The organism is Sphingomonas sp. R1 (assembly GCF_025960285.1).
Classification (GTDB): Bacteria; Pseudomonadota; Alphaproteobacteria; order Sphingomonadales; family Sphingomonadaceae; genus Sphingomonas.
In genome coordinates this window covers 3,103,226-3,121,936 of the sequence record NZ_CP110111.1, presented here as the reverse complement: position 1 = coordinate 3,121,936, position 18,711 = coordinate 3,103,226, and the positions used below count along the sequence as shown (strand labels likewise).

Sequence of the window (18,711 nt, the reverse complement as noted above, 5' to 3'; positions counted from 1 at the left end):
CAGAGCGGACGCTTACGACAGGAATTCACCGTCGCTTGGGAAAGCGTCTTGAAAGCACTGGCGTAACCATGTCTTCCACGTCCGTTTGTTCGTGTTATGTTCCTCCACCCTTTTCCTTAGGATCGATGGGGGCGACGGTGGTGCTCGGCACTGCAATCAGATGCCGCAGGCGAGATCTCAGCCTGGCTGCCTCTTGTTCGTTCGAGATTAGGGCCTCAGGTTGAGAGCTGGGGCTGCCTTTGAAACGGCCCCTCAAGATTGCGTCGGCGTCCTTGAGGTCGAGGGAAGTTCCGCCCTGCGGCACATGCGCGGCGCGCTCGCCTTCTGGTCGTTCAGTCAGGTCCGGCTTCAACCTGATACCGCCGGGCCTGTGCCCTAGCAGGCCCACGATCTCGCGCCAGGACCGGGGCCGCGCCGGCATGAAGTACAGCGGCAGGTTAGCTCCCTGCAGCGCGTCTTCCAGGTTGGACCAGCCCGCGCCAGCACCGACCAACACCCGGCATTCGTTCAATTCCTGGCTTTGCGGAAGGTAGTCAGCAGACAGCGCGTCCAGCAGCGCCGCTGCGGCGCTCGACGAACTCGGAGGCTCCATCGACAGCGACATGCCGAGAACAATGGCTTCACGCCTGATGTCGAGAACAAGCGCCGCGATGGGTGCAACGACGCCGTGCTCGGCGTGTCGCACCGGGACGTCGATAGCACAGTGCGTGACGAGAACGTCCCGTATTCCCTCCGGGCGCAGTCCTCTGCTGCGACGGATCTCGCCGATGAGGGCCTTCATAGCCGTCACGCCGGGTAGTGCCATCCCGCGGAGTTCGGCTAGCCGGCGAGCTCTCTCCATGACTTGACTCACCGACTGGGTCCTTGCTGCTGCCTCCGCATCGGAGATAAGCTGGCGCTGCGTGTCACTAACCGAGGCAACCTTCTTCCTTTCCTTGCCGGAACCCATGAGTGCTTCGGGCCTGCCAGTGTCTAGCCACCCCCGCACAAGGATCCAGAACGACACCTCCGTCAGACCCAACTGGGCGATAGCTTCACGACGAGTAATCTCTCGAGCGACATAGCGTTCGATGATCCCAATTCTCCGCGCGACTTCATCACGCCGGTGGGGAGCAACGCGCGAAAAATCCAACTGCTTCACTCTACTCATCATCATTCTCCTTCGAAGATCGCAGAACATCGTCCCCGGAGGTCCTCCGGAGCTGAGCCATTTTGAGCGTGAATTTTGTTTGGCCGAGCTACGAGCGGCTCGCGCGTGACAGATGGGAGTGTTTGATACTATCCGCTCCGACCAGTCTGTACGCGATCGGGAGCCGACTCTTGCGACACTCCGCACCTCAGCAATTTAAGCTACTGCGAAGGGTTGATTGCTGCCGAAAGAGCCAACTGCATGCTCCCCCGTTCGCGTTGATCGCATAGCTCAAGAGAAGAAGCTCTCAATGCGCTCTCGATAGGTCGGTTGTGAGCCCTGACAGCGTCACCAAAAAAGCGCTGGAGCGACTCCGTGTCGAGCGCATCTCGCCCGTAGGCCCGCACGCTCGCCGCAGAGGTTTCCTCGGTGAGCGTTGCACGAGGTATGATTTTGATTCGTCCCCACACGGGACCGATGACGTCGAGCGTCGAACGCCCAAACCGCCGAACGCCGGCGGCTGCCACCGATTCCGCGCCGACAGCTGAAATAATCGTCTCCACGTAACGTCTGTCAGCGTCGGACCTAGGGTCAGGAACTATCGCGGAGATGCGAGACGGAGACCCTCTCCAGATGTCTGGTCCGGACCGATACAGCTTCTTGCTAGCTGCGCTAATGGCGGTCCGCTGCGTCTCACAAGGAGTCCGGTCGATGGCCATGAATGCTGCCAATATAAGCTGGCTGGCCTCCTCGATCACCCAGGCTACTTCGACAAGCGAAGTTGTGCCGTCCCGCCGCACGTGCACGAGCGACACTGCTGAATAGTCGATCAAAACCCGAGCGCCATAGATCCGTTCCAGAACTCCCGGTGCGTTTCTCGCCCTCTGTCGTAGGGAGCGTGCCGCTGCATCGAGAGTATAGGTGGGGATCTTTGTAGCTTCCGCTTCCTGAACCCTCTTCGATATCTCCTTCACGGAGAGAGCGACGATATCCTGGCTGCCGATCACCTCGGAAACCTTTTTTTCCCATACCGTGAGGCGGTCCGTTGCAGGCTTGCCGACTTTCCGAGCCGAGTACCCGGACAAGAACGTTAGCCCGACGTTTCTCCTATCCGTCCACAGACGCTTGAGGCGGTAGAAGTTGGGAACCGTCACGTCAGCAAGCCTGCTGGCATCGGCGGCAGGCAGCCCATTCTCACTTCTTACGATGGCGTACAGGCGCCGAAGTACCAGCTGCTTCTTAGTAGCGCTGAGTGTGTCGGTGAACCTGAGGTCATCAGCAGTGACGTCGGAGGGCAGCTCCCGGCGGATGAGGGCCAACTGAAGCTTTCCCGCGAGGCAGAGCTCATCGAGGAACGCCCAATGGCCCTCAGCTCCCTGCTCCGCCCTCGCCTGCGTCTTGATCTGCATCGTTTGCGCCATGGTGATCTCATATCGCCCCGCGCGAGAGTTCCGGCAACGCATCTGAGGTCAAAAATGAGGACCAGTCCCCTGTGCAGTTAATTTTTCAAGCATCGTACTTGAAGCCCCTAGCTTGATGATTAAATTATACGAGCATCATAAGGGAGGTAGCTGTGCAAGATGCGTGGTTTGAGGCGATCGAGGACGGCTAGTACGGCGCGCTCGACGGCGAGCTGAGGTGCTCGGCTGGGGCGCCACCAGCATGAACAGAAAGAAGAGATGTGCGGAACCGTAGGAGCAGTCCTTCGGCAAGGAATTCGCGCGTCCAATCTCAAGGAGGAATTCATGAATGACGTGACGTGGGACTACCCGGACGAACTTACACCGGCCACCATGGCTGAGTACGAGGCCGCGATGACCATGGAGGCCTCCACGTTCGGCCTTTCCGTTCACGACGTAGAGCTGCTGACTGCGCTTCGGGCCATTGAGGCCGGGCGCCCCTTTCTCGTCAAGGATCAGTGGCTGGTTGCGACCGGGCAGCATGCCGATGGAACGATCGCAGCGATGTCTGTCGATCGTAAAGATGGCAAGGTACAGATCCGCAGGTGGAAGCTGACCGTGGCGTTCGTCTACGCACTGCTGTGCGAGGACGGCATCACCTTTCCCGGCCTGCCGATGTCCCTGTGCGCCCCAATCCCCGTTTCCTGACCGAACGACCTACGGGCGATCGTGCCCGGCCCCACCTGCCTGAACTGATTCAAGGAGAAGGAAGATGATCACCCTCACGCATCGCCGCTTCAAGCGCATCGTCTCGAAGATGAAGAGCATTATCCGCGAAGAGATCGATGCCGACTTCAGGCACAACCTCGTCGAGAAGGCCGTGACGGCTGGCTTCGACTTCGACCACATGCATGCACTCATCACCTCCGTCCCCTGCGAGGCGGTCTGGCAGGGCGACCGCTGCGCAGAGTACCTCGCGAGCAACGGGTTCCTCTCCGAGGTCGATGCTACCCAGGTTGTCGAGTGGCTCGACGAGGAACTCGGATTCCTGCTCGATGACGACGTTCAGCGGCCGCCTCTTCGCTCCTTCGAGGCGTCCGCACCGACCTTTCGCTGATCTCCCAGCGCTCACCTGACGCCCCGTCGTCGGGGTCGCAACACCACATCAAGAGAGAACGAAAAAGCTCCAGGCGCGCTAGATGCGCTCGCTTGGGCTCCAGAGAACGCGCTCGCGATCCTTACCGGATCGAACAAGGCTTTTTCACCGAAAACACCGTGACTGCCCTGGAGAACAACCCCTTCGACTAGGAGACCTAGATGGCTACCAATTTCAGTCAGGCTGACGAGGAATTTTCCAACATTCTCGCCGACACCACCATCCAGCGCGTCGTCTTCGACGTGCGCGGGAATCAGCTGCGTCAGGTGATTACCGGCACCAAGACCCATGAGACGTTCAGCTTCCCTTCGAAGCGGTGGCGGCGAACGCTGACCGGCGAGACGGCCATGGAACTCCTCCTCACGAAATACGCCGAGGCCGTCCCCACGGTGCTGGACTTCAATCCGCAGCCATGCCGGGTCGAGGGCGAGATCGGGGGCGAGAAGCATATTGCGCTCCCGGACTTCGCCATGGTCGAGAAGGGCTGTGCGCCAATCCTCGGCGAGGTGAAGCGCGATCGAACGCAATTCGAGAGGGCGAGCGCACTTCGCCAGAAGGCGCTGACAATGAAGGCGGCGGAACTTCTCGGCTGGGAATATCGACAGATCACGGGGGAGGCGTTCGGTACCCTCGACTACCGAGAGAATCTCGACGAGGTTGCAGCCCATCGGTTCGCCCACATCCCCATCCGCCAGGAGCAGGCGGCTGCCCGCGCACTTCGCGAACGTGGTCAGATGACCATCGCGGATCTCGCCGAAGCGATGGGAGAAACAGCCTCCAGAGGTCAGGCGCTGATCTGCGCACTCATGGTGCGTCGCCTGGCCAGCATCGATCTGCGAGTCCCGCTTGGTGCCCGCAGCCGCGTGCGGCGAGCGCCTTCCCTGCCCTTTGCATTTCCGCGCATCCGCCTATAGCCAGCTCCTGGCCGGGCACGGACCCCGCCATCTGCCGCAGCAGCAAATCCCTGCCGCCTTGCGCCTCGCGTCACTGAGTTCCTGACGCGCAGGCATCCCCCCGCACTGCCTCTCGTCGGGCGATTCCAGCCCCCTGCCGTCCGGCGCCACGCGACGCCGTGCCGCGGATCCATACCTCGCGCCTGGAGAACACCCACGTGGACATCGAACGACAGATACCTTCACTGAACATCGCCGGGCTAACGCCCGGCGCCATCTTCTCCGTCGACGACAAAAAGCTCGTCTGGAGAGGTGAGCTGGGCGACGGCGACCTGAACGTCCAGGACTATCGGACGGGAGAGCTCTACCGGCCGCTGGATGCGTCGACCGGAATGCGTCAGGTCGCCACCTTGACGTGGATGCAGGACGCGCTCGCCCGTGGCGCGTTCAAGATCCTCTTATACGCCGACGGCACCAAGCCCGAGGCTGAGCGAGCGCCCTTGTCCGAGATGAATCGTGACGAGCTGCTGAAGTATGATCCACACGCAGAAGCGCGACAGACGCTCCTCCTGGAGCTTCATCTCAAGGGTATCAGTCGCAGTGATCCCAATCTGGCCGAGGCGGTCAGGGAGATCTGGACGGAGAAGCTGACGGGCTTCGGGGAACGCCCAGCGACCTCGACCGTGCGCGAGTGGATGACCTGGACCGATCCAACCCTTCCAGCCCTAGTCCAGCTGGTGTCGAACAGCGGGCGCGTGCCTCGCGCGAAGCGTCTGGACCCTGTCGTGAGAGAGGTGATCTCTCGCGGCTGCGAGTGGTACTGGGACGAGCGTGGGCGTCAGATCAAGGACGTCGAGGCGAGGGGTGCTGTCAAAATCCTGAAGATCAACAAGGAGCGGCGCGACCAGGGGCTCTCGCCGCTCAAGCAGCCTTCACGCGAGGCCTACAGGCGTGCGGTGCGAGCATCGGAATCGCCAGAGAACTACGAGCGGAAATACGGCAAGATCGCCGCTCAGCGGTACTGGCGTGCTTCTCGCGAAGGACAGCAGGCGAAGCACGCCCTTGAGCTGGTTCTGATGGACGACACGGTTCTGGACGCCGTGGCCTGCATCCGCACCGTGAACGGCCGGCGCTATCCGGCTGGAAGGCCGTACCTGTGCCTGGCGATATGCGCGGGCACCCGTTGCGTTCCAGGCTTCGTCGTCAGCTTCAAGCCTCCGACGACGCACACCGCGGCGGAGTGTCTGAGACGCGTGGGTCTTGAGAAGACGAACATCTCTCCCGAGTGGAAGCGGCGATACCCCGTCCTGACTACCATCGGTGGCAAGCCGGTCGCGCTCGGAGTGGATAACGGCTCGAACTACATCTCGCCTGCCTTTCAGGAAGCGGCGGCCGAGGCCGGCATCACCATCCGCTATGCACCCATTCGGGAGCCGAAGTGGAAGGCGATCATCGAACGCTTCTTCCGGACCTTGAACACCTGGCTGCTGCAGAAGCTTCCAGGTCATACTCTCGACCCGAAGACTCTGCGGGAACTCAACTACGACCCCGCTACCAAGGCCGTTCTGCTGGTCGAGGAGCTGGAAGCGCTCATCGCGGAGTTCCTGAACGTGTATCATGTTTCCATCCACTCGACGCTCAACGAGCAGCCTGCCGCCGCATGGCTGCGATCTATCGAGGCGCGGCCGCGTGCGATCCTCGACCAGCAGGCGCTAGACCGCATGCTGCTGATCACCGTTCCGGGGCGGCGGCTGACGATAAACGGGGTGCGCTGGAATCGCCGGACCTACAGGATCGGCGAGCTCGAGCGGCTTCTGCGCGCCAACGTGCCGAACAGCGCGGTCGGGGACAGGATCAAGGCGAACGCCGCCTGCACGGTGAAGATCAAGATCGATCCCAACAACGTGGGCCACATCTGGGTCGAAGACCTTGTGACGCGCACCTATGTCGAGCTTCGAGCGACCGACGTGCGATACTCGTGGGGGCTCAGCCTCGATCAGCATGAGCAGGTGCTCGCCTGGGCGAAGAAGCAGAATCTCGCCTTCAACACCGAGGAAGAGCGGTTGGCGGCGCTCAACGGGCTCAACGACTTCATCGAAGCGATGATTCCGTCCCTGACGATACGGGAACGCCGCGCGGCAGGTCGCTTCACCGATCCCGCGGGCACCTCCACTCCCGACGGCGACGTGACAATCGAGCATGCGCAGGCCTCGCACGATGGTCTGGGCCAGGTCATCGAGCATGATCCAGCCGCCCCGGACCGGCTCGATCACGACGTGGTTCAAGACCGGCCTGCATCGGGCGTCACTGCGAAGGGAAGCAGCCACGAGGCAGATCCCCGCGAAGATTCCGAACTTCCACCGATTGATCCGAAGACCGGCCTCTTCACTCCCCCCGACGACGAGGACGAGCGCTTCGAGGAGGACTATTCATGAGCAGAAAACCGCGACGTAGGGCCGTTGTGCGGCCCACTTTCTCCGCGGCACAGCTGCGCCCCTCTACCGGCTTGCCGGTCGAGGACAACAGTCGCGAGCGCTCCATCGCCGCTGCCAACGCGGTGGCATTGTCTAGGCAGATCTACCTGCAGCATCCCGCTCACCGCGCCATGTTCGCCTCCTTCGACTACATACGGGCACTGGACCGGCTTTCGACAGGCCCTAAGTCGGCGATGCGCGTCATCGGTGCCAGCGCATCGGGCAAGTCGACCGGATTCGATCAGTACATCGAGATCGACCGTCGAAGGTCCGAGCCCGAGCCTGGCACACTCCCGGTTTTTCGGATCAAGCTCGATCGCGCCTGCACGACCAAGCGCCTCGTGACTTCGATGCTGGACGGCTACGGGGACGAGTACTCCGACGCAAGCGTCGAGAGCACGCTTCGGAAGCGCCTGTATCTCTGCGTCGAGAGGTTCAGGACAGAGATGATCTTCGTGGACGAGGTGCAGCACCTGAACTTCCGCGCTTCCGAACGATCGGACCCAACGGATACGCTGAAGCGCATGCTCGACGACGGTGTGGTGTCCCTCGTGTTCGGCGGAGACGAGACCGCGCTCAACCTCATGAACCGCAACATCCAGCTGGCAAACCGCATGATCGCTCCAGGCGACATCAACGCCTTGAGAATCGAGGACGAGGGCGACCGTCGCACATTCCGATCCTTCGTATCCAGGCTTGATCAGGAGCTGGTCACGAGAAGCATCATGGAACGTCCGTCTAATCTTGCGGACGACACGACTCTCCGGTGCCTCTTCGTAGTGTCGGGAGGATACCTGGGTCGAGTGGTGAACCTGGTGAGACAGGCGATCGCCATCGCCGTCCGGCGGTCTGCGCCCGTCATCGAGCCGCACGATCTCTGGCTCGCCACTGAGCGCTGGGCGATCCAGCAGAAGATCGTGTCCTACAATCCTTTCAGCAAGGGAATTCCCGATGCCTGATCATAGCAGTTGGACCCCGCCGGAACGTGGCTCGGGACGCGTGCTGTTCCCAACTTCCATCGACCCACGAGAGTATCTCATGGGGGTAGTTCTCAAGGCAGCTTCGGACAACGCTCATATGAACGTGAGCGCGATCCTGGCCGCGGCCGGCTATCCGCACGCGAGGTCGTTCGATCTCGCACTCAGTCGGCTGGAGAACATCGAGGGACTGGCGAACGTTCTCGGAGTTGACTGCGGTGAGCTTGCGGACCTGACATTTCGTCCGCGCCGTTCGTTCGGCCACCTGACCACGGTGTCGTTTCTCGGCGGGGAGGCTTCGTCGTTCGACAACGTAACGCGTCGGCGGCGCGTTTCTGGCGCCACGTTGCGCTCGCAACCTTTTCATAGAGCGGTATGGGCGCACGGCCTGCTTCCATACTGCCCCGTCTCTCTTGAGCTTCTGGTCGATCGCTGCCCGCGATGCAATCAGAAGCTGGACTGGTTCAGGGCTACCCCCGCAGGGGACCCGCGTTGGCGATCTCCCGACATCAACGCGATATTTCGATGCGGCGATCCGAAGTGCGGGAACGACCTTCGAGACACGTCGACGAGCTTCCTCGATGATCGCCTGGTCGCATCATATCGCACGATGGCCGGGCTCGTCGCCCCCGGCGACAGGCACGGAGCTGAAATCGATCTGCCGCCGGCCCTGCAGCCCCTTTCCTCCGGCGCGTGCTTCGAACTTGGATGGAGCTTGGCCAGGGTCTTCGCCCTCGACGGCGCCACCAGATCTCGGAGCAAGACGCTCGACGTGGACACCATCCTGTCGACCTTGCATCTCGCTAATCAGTTTCTGTCCGATTGGCCAGATCGCTTCCAATTCGAACTGCAGACTTCCGCCCGGAACGCTCCCAATGAAGTGGCGGTCCAGCGCGTTCGTCGATTGAAGGCGCTTACACGAGCAAAGGCGATGTGGCCCGAGGTCACTGAGACGATCAGGCAAGCCTACCCCGCTCTTCTAAGGCGCGATCGAGAAATCCTGAGGTTACTGAATCCGTCGGTGGTCACGCGGACTGATGCTGTCGAGATAATCGGAATGACGGCCAGGAGTTTTGCGAAAGCGGCGACCTCGCAGGGCTTGGAAGCGTTGACTACGCGGGGCGACAGACGATCGTTCCAGGACTTCGACATCGTCGCCATTGAGAAGCTGCGCGACGCGAGAGCTGCAAGCATTCCATTGGACTCCGTCGCCGAGCGCCTGGGGATCAGCTATCACGGCGTGGAACAGCTCGCGGTGCTCGGCCTGCTTCGCCTGGAGGAGCATCCCGCGCTAGCTGCAACGTACCGCCTCCCGAGGGTTCTTCGATCTTCTGTAGACGGGTTCGTCGAACAGCTGACCCGCGGAGCGCAAGACGACCTCGCGGGTACTCTCATCCCGCTCCATTTAGCTGTTAAGTGCGTGCAAGGCGAAAAGCCTTGGGCGGCGGTTTTCAAAGCTCTGCTGGAGGGGACGATCACGTTCGCCCTTGATACGAACGTCACCCGGGTCGTCCGGGGAATCCTCGTGCCGAACTACAGCGTAGATCTGCTAAGGTCCTTCTCCTTCCGCCGCGCTGATCACTCCAACTTCCCTTTCAGGAAGGACATGAGCAGACGCGATGCCGAGGAAGCGCTTAATCTCGTCCCTAGTACACTGCTGCTTGCGCTCGAACAGGAGCTGGGATGCGATCGGAGCAGAGGTCGCGTGAGAGTCGGAGACGTAGCAGCGATTGCGGCGCGGCTCATCTCGGCAGCGGAGATCAGCGCTCGAACCCGCCCCGGCACCCGGCGACTGCCGCGAGAGCTCAAGCGCGGCAGATACAAGCGCATCGGCGCGGCTGGATGGTCCCGTCGCGAAATCGAACCACTTCTGGCTGGAGGGAGAAAGTAGGATGCATCGGAGATCCGGAGCGCGGCAGAGGCAGAACGCGGGTCGCAGGAGCCATTCGTCGCTTGATTGCAAAACGATCTATGAGGTCTGGCACGTGGAGCGCCTGTCGAAGGCCCTGCAGCAGATCCTCACGGTTGAGTTCCGCAGGCCAATCGATCTTCGAGTCTGCTGCACCACCGTTGCCGCTGGCACGGCGCTCTCGCGGCACGTCGTCGGCGACAAGGTGTTCTACATGGGCACGCCTTGGTCGACATCGGCGGCACTGAAGCACCTCGCAGGGCGCGGCTTTGTCTTCAGCCCGCGAGAAGCGCTAGCCGCGCTGCACCGCCTTGAAGCTAGACACATCATCGATCGTCGACGTCTCGAATATCGAGATCGCGATCAGATGAAGCGGCCCCGACCGCGTGTGATAACGTCGTCTGCGGTGAGCGGGGACGAGCGGCCGCAGGGACCGACGGTCAGGACCAGGCAGGTCTCGCCAGGCGTCTGGGACAATAGATTTATCCTCGGATATTCACGCCGCCGATGAGGCACTAGCAGGGAAATAGCAGCAGCAGCCCGATGCCGTTATATCGTAAGACCGGTCCTCACGGACCGGTCATTTTTTTGGTCTTGTTACCCTTCGAAGTCCGTAATCGTTTTTCCCCGCACGGATGTGGTGCGTTAGCGTGCCCGGCCGAATGTGTATTACCGTGCGCGTCTCGTAGCGCGGCCAGACCCTTAGTGTGCGGGATTAGCAGACATTCAGTACCGTCCATGTCGCTTCGCCCATAAGAGGTGAAGCTCGCTCCCATATGTGGTCACATCCTCGCGACCCATGCGAAGCCGCTATTTCCTGACGGTTCGCGTGATGACCCTTTATGGGAAATGCGTCACGAAGGCGCGCTGAGACGGCAAGAAGATCTGCGAAACGCCCGGTTCCACCCTATCGCAGCCTGATCGCACCCGTCCGAGCGCTCCGTCGGTCCGCAGGATGGGCGAAGGGCACCGGACGAGTGCTGCCGGTGATCCGGACCGCGGTGGCAGAAAGCGGCGCAGCGAGGGTTTCGCTGCGCCGCCCGGTCGTTCTCCGTCAGCGAGCGGATCAGTCCGCGGACTTGCGCACCTCGCCGCGGCCCATGGCGGACACCAGTGCCTCGCCCGAACCCGTGAAGTTGGCCGCCGGCAGGGTGGCGGTCTTGTCCTTGACGCGGACGAGCACCTGCTGAACCGCACCGGTGCCGGAGCTTCGCACCGACTGTACCGTCCCGATCAGCCGGCCCTTTGCATCCGTGACGGTCATTCCGGGCGAGACCGGGAAGGCACCGGTGCCGCGCGCCGCCGCGGAGCCGGCAAGCGCCAAGGTGCCCGTGCCCACCGCGATGGCACCGTTGGCGGCATGCGCCGCCCCGGCGGCCGCGTCGCTCGGGTTGGGCGCCGCATTGCGGACTCGGCTGAGCGTCGTTTCCGTACCCGTCCGCGCCCGGCCGACCGCACCGCCCGCCGTCTCGCGCACGCCCGTCGCCGCCGCGCCGGCGGTGCTGCGAGTGCCGTTCACCGCCTTGCTCGCCGCGCCGCGCACCGCATCGGTGCCGATCAGCTGCGCATCGGCGCTGCCGCTGCCGCTGGCGCTTCCCGACGCGCTGCCGCCGAGCGCGCGATCGCCGACGCGGGCACTGTTCGCGACCGCCGAGTCCAGGCTGCTCTCGTTGGACGCCTTGACGTGCCCCTTGCGGGTGTCGACGCTGCGCTCGCTCCGGGTCGAGCCGCGCAGGCTGCCGGTGGCGTCGCCGACGATCGGCAAGTCGCGCGGGGAGCGGTCGATGGTGCTGCCGAGCATGCCGGGACCGCCCATCTGGCCGCCAAGGCCGCCGAGGGTGCCGCCCAGGTTCCCGCCGAGCCCCCCGCTGCCGCCGAGGATCTGCGCCGAGGCGGGGGTTGCGACGGCGATCGCGAGAAGTGCGCTGGCACCAAGGATCTTGATCATGTCCATTCTCCCATAAAGACTACTGACATGGAGAGAACGGGGCCCGTCTTCGGTTTAATCCCACGGTGCAGAAGATTTTTTCGCAGCGGGTTTCCTCTGCGGGATCGGCCTATCGGGCAGGCGTGCGGCACGCCTCGCAGACGATTCCGCGACCGAATACCGGGTCCGGGCCGCGCGCGCCGGCGTCGCGCGCGACAGCGTCCACCTTCGCAATCGCCGCCTGGAGCTGGCCTGCGCTTGCCGCCGGATAGAAGCGCGCGAGCGTGGCCGCGACCAGCGGCGCTGCAAAGGAGGTGCCGCGTACCCGCATCGTCCGCCCGCCGGCCGCCATCGCCAGCATGTCGGCACCGGGCGCGGCATAGTCGAGATGGCCTGCCCGCCCGGCCTCGATCAGCACCCGGCCCCGCGCATCCACCCCGGTGACGGCGACGACGCCCGGATAGGATGCCGGATAGGCGGGCGGCGCCGCCGGCCCGTTGTTGCCCACCGCGGCGACGATCGCGGTGCCGCGCGCCTGCGCGGCCGCGATCACCTTGCCCAGCACCGGATTGGCAGGCCCCGTCAGGCTGATCGTCACCACGCTCACCCGGTTGTCCACCATCCAGCCGATCGCGCGGGCGATCGCAGTGGCGTTTCCACCGGCCGGATCCGTCCCATAGACATCGGCCGAGGCGATCCGCGCGCCGGGCAGACCGCCACGCACGATGCCCGCGCCGCTGATTAGCGAGGCGACGGCGGTGGCATGGTCGCTGTCGCGCGGCGCACCGCTGGCGAAGCCTGCGCGGAGCGTCGCGCCCGGAACAGCGCCATCGATGACGCCCACCACCGTGCCGCTTCCCGCTGCGGCGGGCGCGGGACTGGCCGGCACGTTGCCGCTCGTTGCATGGAGCTGGTCCGCAGTGACGTTGCCGGCCCCCAGCTTCCGCAGTTCGCGGATCGCCTGGCCAAGCGTGCGGCCCCGCGGCACGGCGAGGCGGGTATAGCGGACCCCGAGCACGTCTTCCCGAGCGAGCACGGCATAGCCCTTGGCGTGCATCGCCGCGAGCAGTGCCGCGTCCGGATCGTCGACCACGACCTCCCCTGCGCGGGCGAGATTACCGTCCGGATCCAGCACGATGCGATCGGGGTAGGCGCGTACCAGCCTGGCCGCTGCGTCGCGCCGTATCGCCTCCAGCCGCTGCGCAACGCGACCGGCGCCATTCTCCAACGCCTCGTCGACACGGCCGAGCAGTTGACCGGGAGCCAGCGACGTGGGCAGGTTCGGAACGGACGGTATCAGCTGGGCAAGCGCAGGCGAGGCCGCGAAGAGCGGAACGAGCCCGATCGAGTGCCATAACCGTCGCATCGTCCCATTATCCTTGCACAAGATTTCGAAGCTGTGGATGAAACGATGCAGGCCAGGCGTTTCATCCACGAACAAGGAACCCGGCGGTTGGCGGCTTTTGAGGACGATCTGCTCGCGTTGCTGCCGCGTTTGCGGCGGTTCGCGCGTGCGCTCGCTCGAAACCCCGCCGATGCCGACGATCTGTGCCAGGTGGCAGTGGAAAAGGCGTTGCTGGGCAAGGCGTCCTGGCAGCCGGGCACGCGATTGGATAGCTGGATGTATCGGATCATGCGCAACAGCTGGATCGACATGGCCCGTCACCGGCAGCGCGCCGGGCAAACGTTCGTCGATGCCGATGCCGGGGCCGATATCGGCGTGGACGGCGGTGCCGAGGCGCGGATTGCGCTCGGCGAGGTCGATGCGGCGCTGCATGCGCTCCCCGATGAGCAGCGCGAGGCGGTAGCGCTCGTGCTGGTCGAGGGGCTGGCCTACAAGGAAGCAGCGGCGGTGCTCGACGTGCCGATGGGCACCCTCACCTCGCGACTGGTGCGCGGACGGCAGGCGTTGATGGCGCGGTTGGGAGAACCCTTGTGAGCATCGATCCCGAATTGCTGATGGCCTATGCCGATGGCGAGCTGGGCCCCATCGAGGCGAAGCGCGTCGAACGGGCAATCGCGGCCGATCCGGCGCTCGGCAAGGAGGTCGCGCGCCATCGCGCATTGCGGGTCAGGCTCGACGGCCATTTCGCCGCCGTGGCGGAGGAGCCGGTGCCCGATCCGCTCGCGGCCCTGATCCGGGCGAGCGTCGTCGACCTGCCGACGCGGCGCCGTCCCGTTCGCATCCCGGCATGGGCGCCGTGGAGCGGGGCGGTCGCGGCGGCGCTGGTGCTCGGCCTCTTCGTGGGCAAGGGCCTGCCGGAGCAGGGCTTGGTGCAGACCCGCGGCGGGCAGCTCTATGCCGCCGGCCCCTTGGCCGGCGCGCTCGACCAGCAGCTTGCCGCCAATGGCGGCACGGTGCAGATGGTCGTGAGCTTCCGCGATCGCCAGGGCCGCTATTGCCGCGTGTTCCGGTCGCAGCCCGCCGATGGCATTGCGTGTCGCGAGCCGAATGGCTGGGCGCTGCGGCAGATGATGGGCGGCAGCCACGCATCGTCGAGCAGCTATGCGCAGGCGGGCTCGGCGGATCCCTCGCTGATGGCCGCGGCACAGGAACTGATGGCGGGTGACCCGCTCGATGCCGCGGCCGAGACAAGGGCCCGCGCTGCCGGATGGAAATAGCGCGAGCGGGCGTTCAGCCGTTCCACGCGGGTTGGGCGTGCGCCTTGCCGCCGCTGGTGGCCCATAGCGCCACCAGCCCCAACAGCGACGTCGCGGCTCCGGCCAGTGCCACGGCGGAATAGCCAAGCCCCGCGGCGATCACGCCGCCGCCCAGCGCCGCACCGAACGCATTGCCCAGGTTGAACGCGCCGATATTGACCGCGGAGGCGAGGTTGGGCGCGTCCGCTGCGGCGGTCATCACCCGCACCTGCAACGGCGGTACCAGCGCAAAGCTTGCGACACCCCAGAGGAAAATCAGCACCGCGCTCGGGCCTGCCTGCGGCATCAGCAGGGCGAAGGCGATCAGGATGGCGGACAGACTTGCCAGGGTGATCAGCAGGGTGCGGTCGACCGAGCGATCGGCGAACCGGCCGCCCAGCCAGTTGCCCGCCGTCAGCCCCAGGCCATAGAGCATCAACATCGCGGTGATGAAGCCCAGCGATGCGTGCGTCGCCTCGCGCAGGATCGGCGTGATGTAGGTGAACACGGTGAACATCGCGCTCGATCCGACCACGGTCAGCGCCAGCGCACCCAGCACCTGCTTGCGGGTGAGCACCCGGAGCTCTGCGAACACGTTGCCGCTCTCGGGTGCAGCGAGCGCAGGCAGGGTCAGGCGCAGGGCGGCCATCGTCAGCACGCCGAGGCCGGCAATGCCCCAGAAGGATGCGCGCCATCCAAGATGCTCGCCGGCCCAGGTGGCGAGCGGCACGCCCACAACATTGGCGATGGTCAGCCCCATGAACATCGAGGCGACCGCACTGGCCCGACGCTCGGGGGCCACCAGCCCCGCCGCGACGACCGAGCCCACGCCGAAAAAGGCACCGTGGTTGAACGAGGTGAGCACCCGCGCGACGAGCAGCATCGCATAGCTGTCGGACACCGCCGCAAGCAGGTTGCCGGCGGTGAAGATGCCCGCCAGCCCGATCAGCAGCGTCCGCCTTGGCACCCGGCCGGTGGTCAACGTCATCAGCGGCGCGCCGATCATGACGCCCAGCGCATAGGCGCTGATCAGCAGCCCCGCCGCGGGGATGGAGACTTGCAGATCGCGGGCGATGACGGGCAACAGCCCCATCGGCGCGAATTCGGTGACTCCGATGCCGAAGGCGCCCACCGCGAGCGCCAGCAGGCCGAGCTGGTTCTTCCGCTGCGCCTCGGTCATGCGAGCCTCGGGGCCAGGCGGGCAAAGCCTTCCTGCTGGCGATAGGGGGTGTGCGGATAGGGCGGCAGGATCTCGCTGGCGCGATCGAGCGTGGCGATCTGCTCCGCGCTGAGCACCCAGCCGACGGCGCCGAGATTCTGGCGAAGCTGCGCCTCGTTGCGCGCGCCGATGATCACCGAGGAGACGGTGGGGCGCTGCAGCAGCCAGTTGATCGCGACCTGGGGTACGGTCTTGCCGGTCTCTTCGGCAACCGCTTCCAGGGCATCGACGACGCGGTAGAGATGCTCGACCTCGACCGGCGGCGCGAACTGCTCGGTCGCATGCAGGCGGCTGCCTTCGGGGATCGGGCGATCGCGGCCGATCTTCCCGGTCAGCCGGCCCCAGCCGAGCGGGCTCCATACCAGCGCGCCCACGCCCTGGTCGGCGGCGAGCGGCATCAGGTCCGCCTCGTAGGCGCGGCCGATCAGCGAGTAATAGACCTGGTGGGCGACGAGCCGCGGCCAGCCATGGCGCTCCGCCACCGCCTGCGCCTTCATCACCTGCCAGCCGGGATAGTTGGACACGCCGGCATAGCGGACCTTGCCCGCCGCGATCAGCAGGTCGAAGGTGCCCATCACCTCTTCGGTAGGCGTCGAGGCATCGAAGGCGTGGAGCTGGAGCAGGTCGATATGGTCGGTGCCCAGCCGGCGCAGCGCATCCTCGACGGCGCGGATGAGCCGCGCGCGCGAGGCGCCCCAGTCCTGCGGGCCGTCGCCCAACGGCAGGCCCGTCTTGGTCGAGACGAGCACCGCGTCGCGGCGGCCGCGGATCGCCTGACCCAGGATTTCCTCCGAGGCGCCGCCCGAATAGACGTCGGCGGTATCGAACAGCGTCACCCCGGCATCGAGGCAGATGTCGATCAGCCGGCGTGCCTCGGTCGCATCGCTCTGCCCCCATGCGCTGAACAGCGGCCCCCGGCCGCCGAACGTGCCTGCGCCGAAGCTGAGCGCGGGCACGCGCAGACCCGATCGTCCCAATTGCCGATATTCCATGATTACCATCCTGTTGCTTGTTCGGGGCAAAGATGGACAGCGCGACAAGTGCGGTGTAGCAGGAGCGGACGCGAAGGATTTTTGCGATGGACGCAAAGCTGAGTGGAGGCAGCGACCGGGCGCATGCGCTGGCGCTGTTCGCCGCGGTGATCGAGCAGGGCAGCTTCTCGGCGGCGGGACGGCTGTTGGGCATGAGCCCATCGGCAGTGGCGCGCGCGGTCGACCGGATCGAGGCGCGGCTGGGCGTGCGGCTGTTGCTGCGCTCAACCCGTGCGCTCTCGCTCACCGCGGAGGGTCGCGCCTATCTGCAGGCGGCGCGGCGGATCCTTGCCGATCTCGACGATGCGGAACAGCAGATTGCCGATCAGGGCAGTCCGCGCGGGCGGCTGCGGGTCAGCGCAGCGCTGTCGCACGGGCGGCTGTGCGTGGTGCCGCTGCTCGGCACGTTCGCCGCGCTCTATCCGGACATCCTGATCGACATCGCCTTGACCGACACGCTGGTCGACATCGCCGCCGGGCAGGCCGATGTCGCGGTGCGGTTCGGCCCCTTGCCGGACAGCTCGCTGACCGCCCGCAAGCTCGGCGAGACCCGGCGCGTGATCGTCGCTGCGCCCGACTATCTGGCACGCCACGGCACACCCCGGGTGCCCGAGGACCTGTTCGCCCATAACTGCCTGAACTTCAGCTTCCGTCGCTCCGAACCCGTCTGGCCGTTCCGCCGCGATGGTCACGACTTCGCGCTATCGGTCCGCGGCGGGTTCGAGGCCAATAACGGCGAGACGCTGGGGCAACTCGCAGCGATCGGGGTCGGCATTGCGCGGGTCGGCGCCTTCAGCGTGGCGGAGGAGATCGCGGAGGGATCTCTCGTACCGCTCCTCGAGGCGTTCAATCCCGGCGACGTCGAGCAGATACACGCGGTCTTCGTCGGCGGTCCCAATGTACCGGCGCGCGTGCGGGTGTTCGTGGACTTCCTGGCCGCCAACCTCCGCTAGAGGCCTAGCGCGTCAGCCACCCTGCGCGGCGTGTGTGATACCGGTGAACGCCGCCACGAGCGCGTCGAACGTCAACCGGTAGCGGCTGCCGTTGCGCAGGTCCTCGTGCATCACGATCCATATCGGCAGGGGCAGATCGAATGCGTCTGCCAGCACGCGGCAAAGATCCGTCTCGCGCCGCGCTACGGCGGTCTGGCAAATGCCGATGCCGAATCCCGCGCGGATGGCTTCGAACTGGGCGGCCGCGCCGTCGACGCGCAGGGCGAACATCGAGCGGTCGATCCCCGGCAAATGGCGCATGCCCGCGCGGGTGAACGGTGTCTCGGTGTCGAAGCCGATCAGGTCGTGTCCGGCCAGATCCTCCAGCCGATGGGGTACGCCGCGTCGCTCGAGATAGCTGTGATGCGCGTGGAAGCCGAGGCGGACCGCACCGACGCGCTTCGCCACCAGCGATTTCTGCTCGGGCTGCGCCATCCGTATCGCAATGTCCGCCTGACGCTGCAGCAGGTCGTCCAGATCGTCGGTCAACGCCAGCTCGAAGTGCAGCCCGGGCTGGGCGCGCCGCAGATCCGTCACGATCGCCGGCAGATGGTGCGTTCCCACTGCCTGGCTGGCGGTAATGCGCACCGTGCCCTCCGGCATCCCCGGTGCGCCTTCGGCCGACCGGCGGAGCGCTTCCGCGGCGGCGACCAGGGCCTCGGCGTGCGGGCGCAGCGCCAAGGCACGGTCGGTGGCGGAGAGGCCCCGCTGCGAACGGACGAACAACGTGCCACCGATCGCCTGCTCCAGCGCGTCGATATGCCGCGCGATGCTGGGCTGGGTCAGGCCGAGCGCGCGCGATGCAGCGGAGAGCGAGCCCTGCTGCAGCACCGCGGCAAAGCTGCGATAGACATCCCAACTAGGCTCTCTGCTCATCTATTTCCGTATAGCAGATACAAGCCATTCGGCAATTCTCGTTTATCTACATCCGCTTCATCTTGCCTCCAGACAGACAAGGAGGCGA

The 18,711-nt window shown here is 65.1% G+C and carries 16 protein-coding genes; 9 read left to right on the top strand and 7 right to left on the bottom strand.

Annotated features, from left to right (window positions below):
• Window positions 1-94: 94 nt before the first annotated feature.
• Together OIM94_RS14980 and OIM94_RS14975 are read right to left on the bottom strand one after the other, a co-directional pair.
• A complete protein-coding gene (locus OIM94_RS14980; RefSeq protein WP_264607492.1) occupies window positions 95-1,150 on the bottom strand; it encodes a hypothetical protein in 1,056 nt (351 codons plus the stop codon).
• A 200-nt stretch (window positions 1,151-1,350) separates the two neighbouring features.
• On the bottom strand, window positions 1,351-2,538 hold the full coding sequence (locus tag OIM94_RS14975; protein ID WP_264607491.1) for a hypothetical protein: 1,188 nt from the start codon (window positions 2,536-2,538) through the stop codon (window positions 1,351-1,353).
• A 336-nt stretch (window positions 2,539-2,874) separates the two neighbouring features.
• Here OIM94_RS14975 and OIM94_RS14970 point away from each other — a divergent pair, with 336 nt between their 5' ends.
• The 6 genes from OIM94_RS14970 (at window position 2,875) to OIM94_RS14945 (ending at window position 9,920) form a co-directional block, all read left to right on the top strand.
• Window positions 2,875-3,237, top strand: a complete 363-nt coding sequence (locus tag OIM94_RS14970; RefSeq protein WP_264607490.1) for a hypothetical protein — start codon at window positions 2,875-2,877, stop codon at window positions 3,235-3,237.
• Window positions 3,238-3,301: 64 nt separating this feature from the next.
• A complete protein-coding gene (locus OIM94_RS14965) occupies window positions 3,302-3,646 on the top strand; it encodes a hypothetical protein (protein ID WP_264607489.1) in 345 nt (114 codons plus the stop codon).
• Between the two features lie 200 nt (window positions 3,647-3,846).
• On the top strand, window positions 3,847-4,599 hold the full coding sequence (locus OIM94_RS14960; RefSeq protein ID WP_264607488.1) for a hypothetical protein: 753 nt from the start codon (window positions 3,847-3,849) through the stop codon (window positions 4,597-4,599).
• Window positions 4,600-4,796: 197 nt separating this feature from the next.
• On the top strand, window positions 4,797-7,013 hold the full coding sequence (locus OIM94_RS14955; RefSeq protein ID WP_264607487.1) for a hypothetical protein: 2,217 nt from the start codon (window positions 4,797-4,799) through the stop codon (window positions 7,011-7,013).
• Window positions 7,010-8,011 carry a TniB family NTP-binding protein gene (locus tag OIM94_RS14950; protein WP_264607486.1) on the top strand — a complete coding sequence of 334 codons (1,002 nt, stop codon included), beginning with the start codon at window positions 7,010-7,012 and terminating at the stop codon, window positions 8,009-8,011. The genes OIM94_RS14955 and OIM94_RS14950 overlap by 4 nt, the downstream gene beginning before the upstream one ends.
• Window positions 8,012-8,090: 79 nt before the next feature.
• Window positions 8,091-9,920, top strand: coding sequence for a hypothetical protein (locus tag OIM94_RS14945; RefSeq protein ID WP_264607485.1), 1,830 nt, complete (start codon window positions 8,091-8,093; stop codon window positions 9,918-9,920).
• A 1,084-nt stretch (window positions 9,921-11,004) separates the two neighbouring features.
• On the opposite strand, the gene OIM94_RS14940 is transcribed toward OIM94_RS14945, so the two are convergent.
• The gene (locus OIM94_RS14940; protein WP_264607484.1) at window positions 11,005-11,886 is read right to left on the bottom strand and encodes a hypothetical protein; all 882 of its coding nucleotides are present in this window, start codon (window positions 11,884-11,886) and stop codon (window positions 11,005-11,007) included.
• A gap of 109 nt (window positions 11,887-11,995) precedes the next feature.
• Window positions 11,996-13,231, bottom strand: a complete 1,236-nt coding sequence (locus OIM94_RS14935; protein WP_264607483.1) for a S8 family serine peptidase — start codon at window positions 13,229-13,231, stop codon at window positions 11,996-11,998.
• Window positions 13,232-13,276: 45 nt separating this feature from the next.
• On the opposite strand from OIM94_RS14935, the gene OIM94_RS14930 reads away from it, so the two are divergent.
• Complete coding sequence (locus OIM94_RS14930; protein ID WP_264607482.1) at window positions 13,277-13,804, top strand: sigma-70 family RNA polymerase sigma factor; 528 nt, start codon at window positions 13,277-13,279, stop codon at window positions 13,802-13,804.
• A complete protein-coding gene (locus OIM94_RS14925; RefSeq protein ID WP_264607481.1) occupies window positions 13,801-14,487 on the top strand; it encodes an anti-sigma factor family protein in 687 nt (228 codons plus the stop codon). The genes OIM94_RS14930 and OIM94_RS14925 overlap by 4 nt, the downstream gene beginning before the upstream one ends.
• A gap of 13 nt (window positions 14,488-14,500) precedes the next feature.
• Here the strand turns inward: OIM94_RS14925 and OIM94_RS14920 are convergent, their stop codons facing one another.
• Both OIM94_RS14920 and OIM94_RS14915 read right to left on the bottom strand, forming a co-directional pair.
• Window positions 14,501-15,685: an MFS transporter gene (locus tag OIM94_RS14920; RefSeq protein ID WP_264607480.1), complete on the bottom strand. Its 1,185-nt coding sequence runs from the start codon at window positions 15,683-15,685 to the stop codon at window positions 14,501-14,503.
• Window positions 15,682-16,716 carry an aldo/keto reductase gene (locus OIM94_RS14915; RefSeq protein WP_264607479.1) on the bottom strand — a complete coding sequence of 345 codons (1,035 nt, stop codon included), beginning with the start codon at window positions 16,714-16,716 and terminating at the stop codon, window positions 15,682-15,684. Before OIM94_RS14915 ends, OIM94_RS14920 begins: the two co-directional genes overlap by 4 nt.
• Before the next feature lie 86 nt (window positions 16,717-16,802).
• On the opposite strand from OIM94_RS14915, the gene OIM94_RS14910 reads away from it, so the two are divergent.
• Window positions 16,803-17,708 (top strand): LysR family transcriptional regulator, encoded by a 906-nt coding sequence (locus OIM94_RS14910; protein WP_264607478.1) that lies wholly within the window; start codon window positions 16,803-16,805, stop codon window positions 17,706-17,708.
• Between the two features lie 12 nt (window positions 17,709-17,720).
• Here OIM94_RS14910 and OIM94_RS14905 read toward each other — a convergent pair whose 3' ends face one another.
• Window positions 17,721-18,623 carry a LysR family transcriptional regulator gene (locus tag OIM94_RS14905; RefSeq protein WP_264607477.1) on the bottom strand — a complete coding sequence of 301 codons (903 nt, stop codon included), beginning with the start codon at window positions 18,621-18,623 and terminating at the stop codon, window positions 17,721-17,723.
• Window positions 18,624-18,711 lie beyond the last annotated feature (88 nt).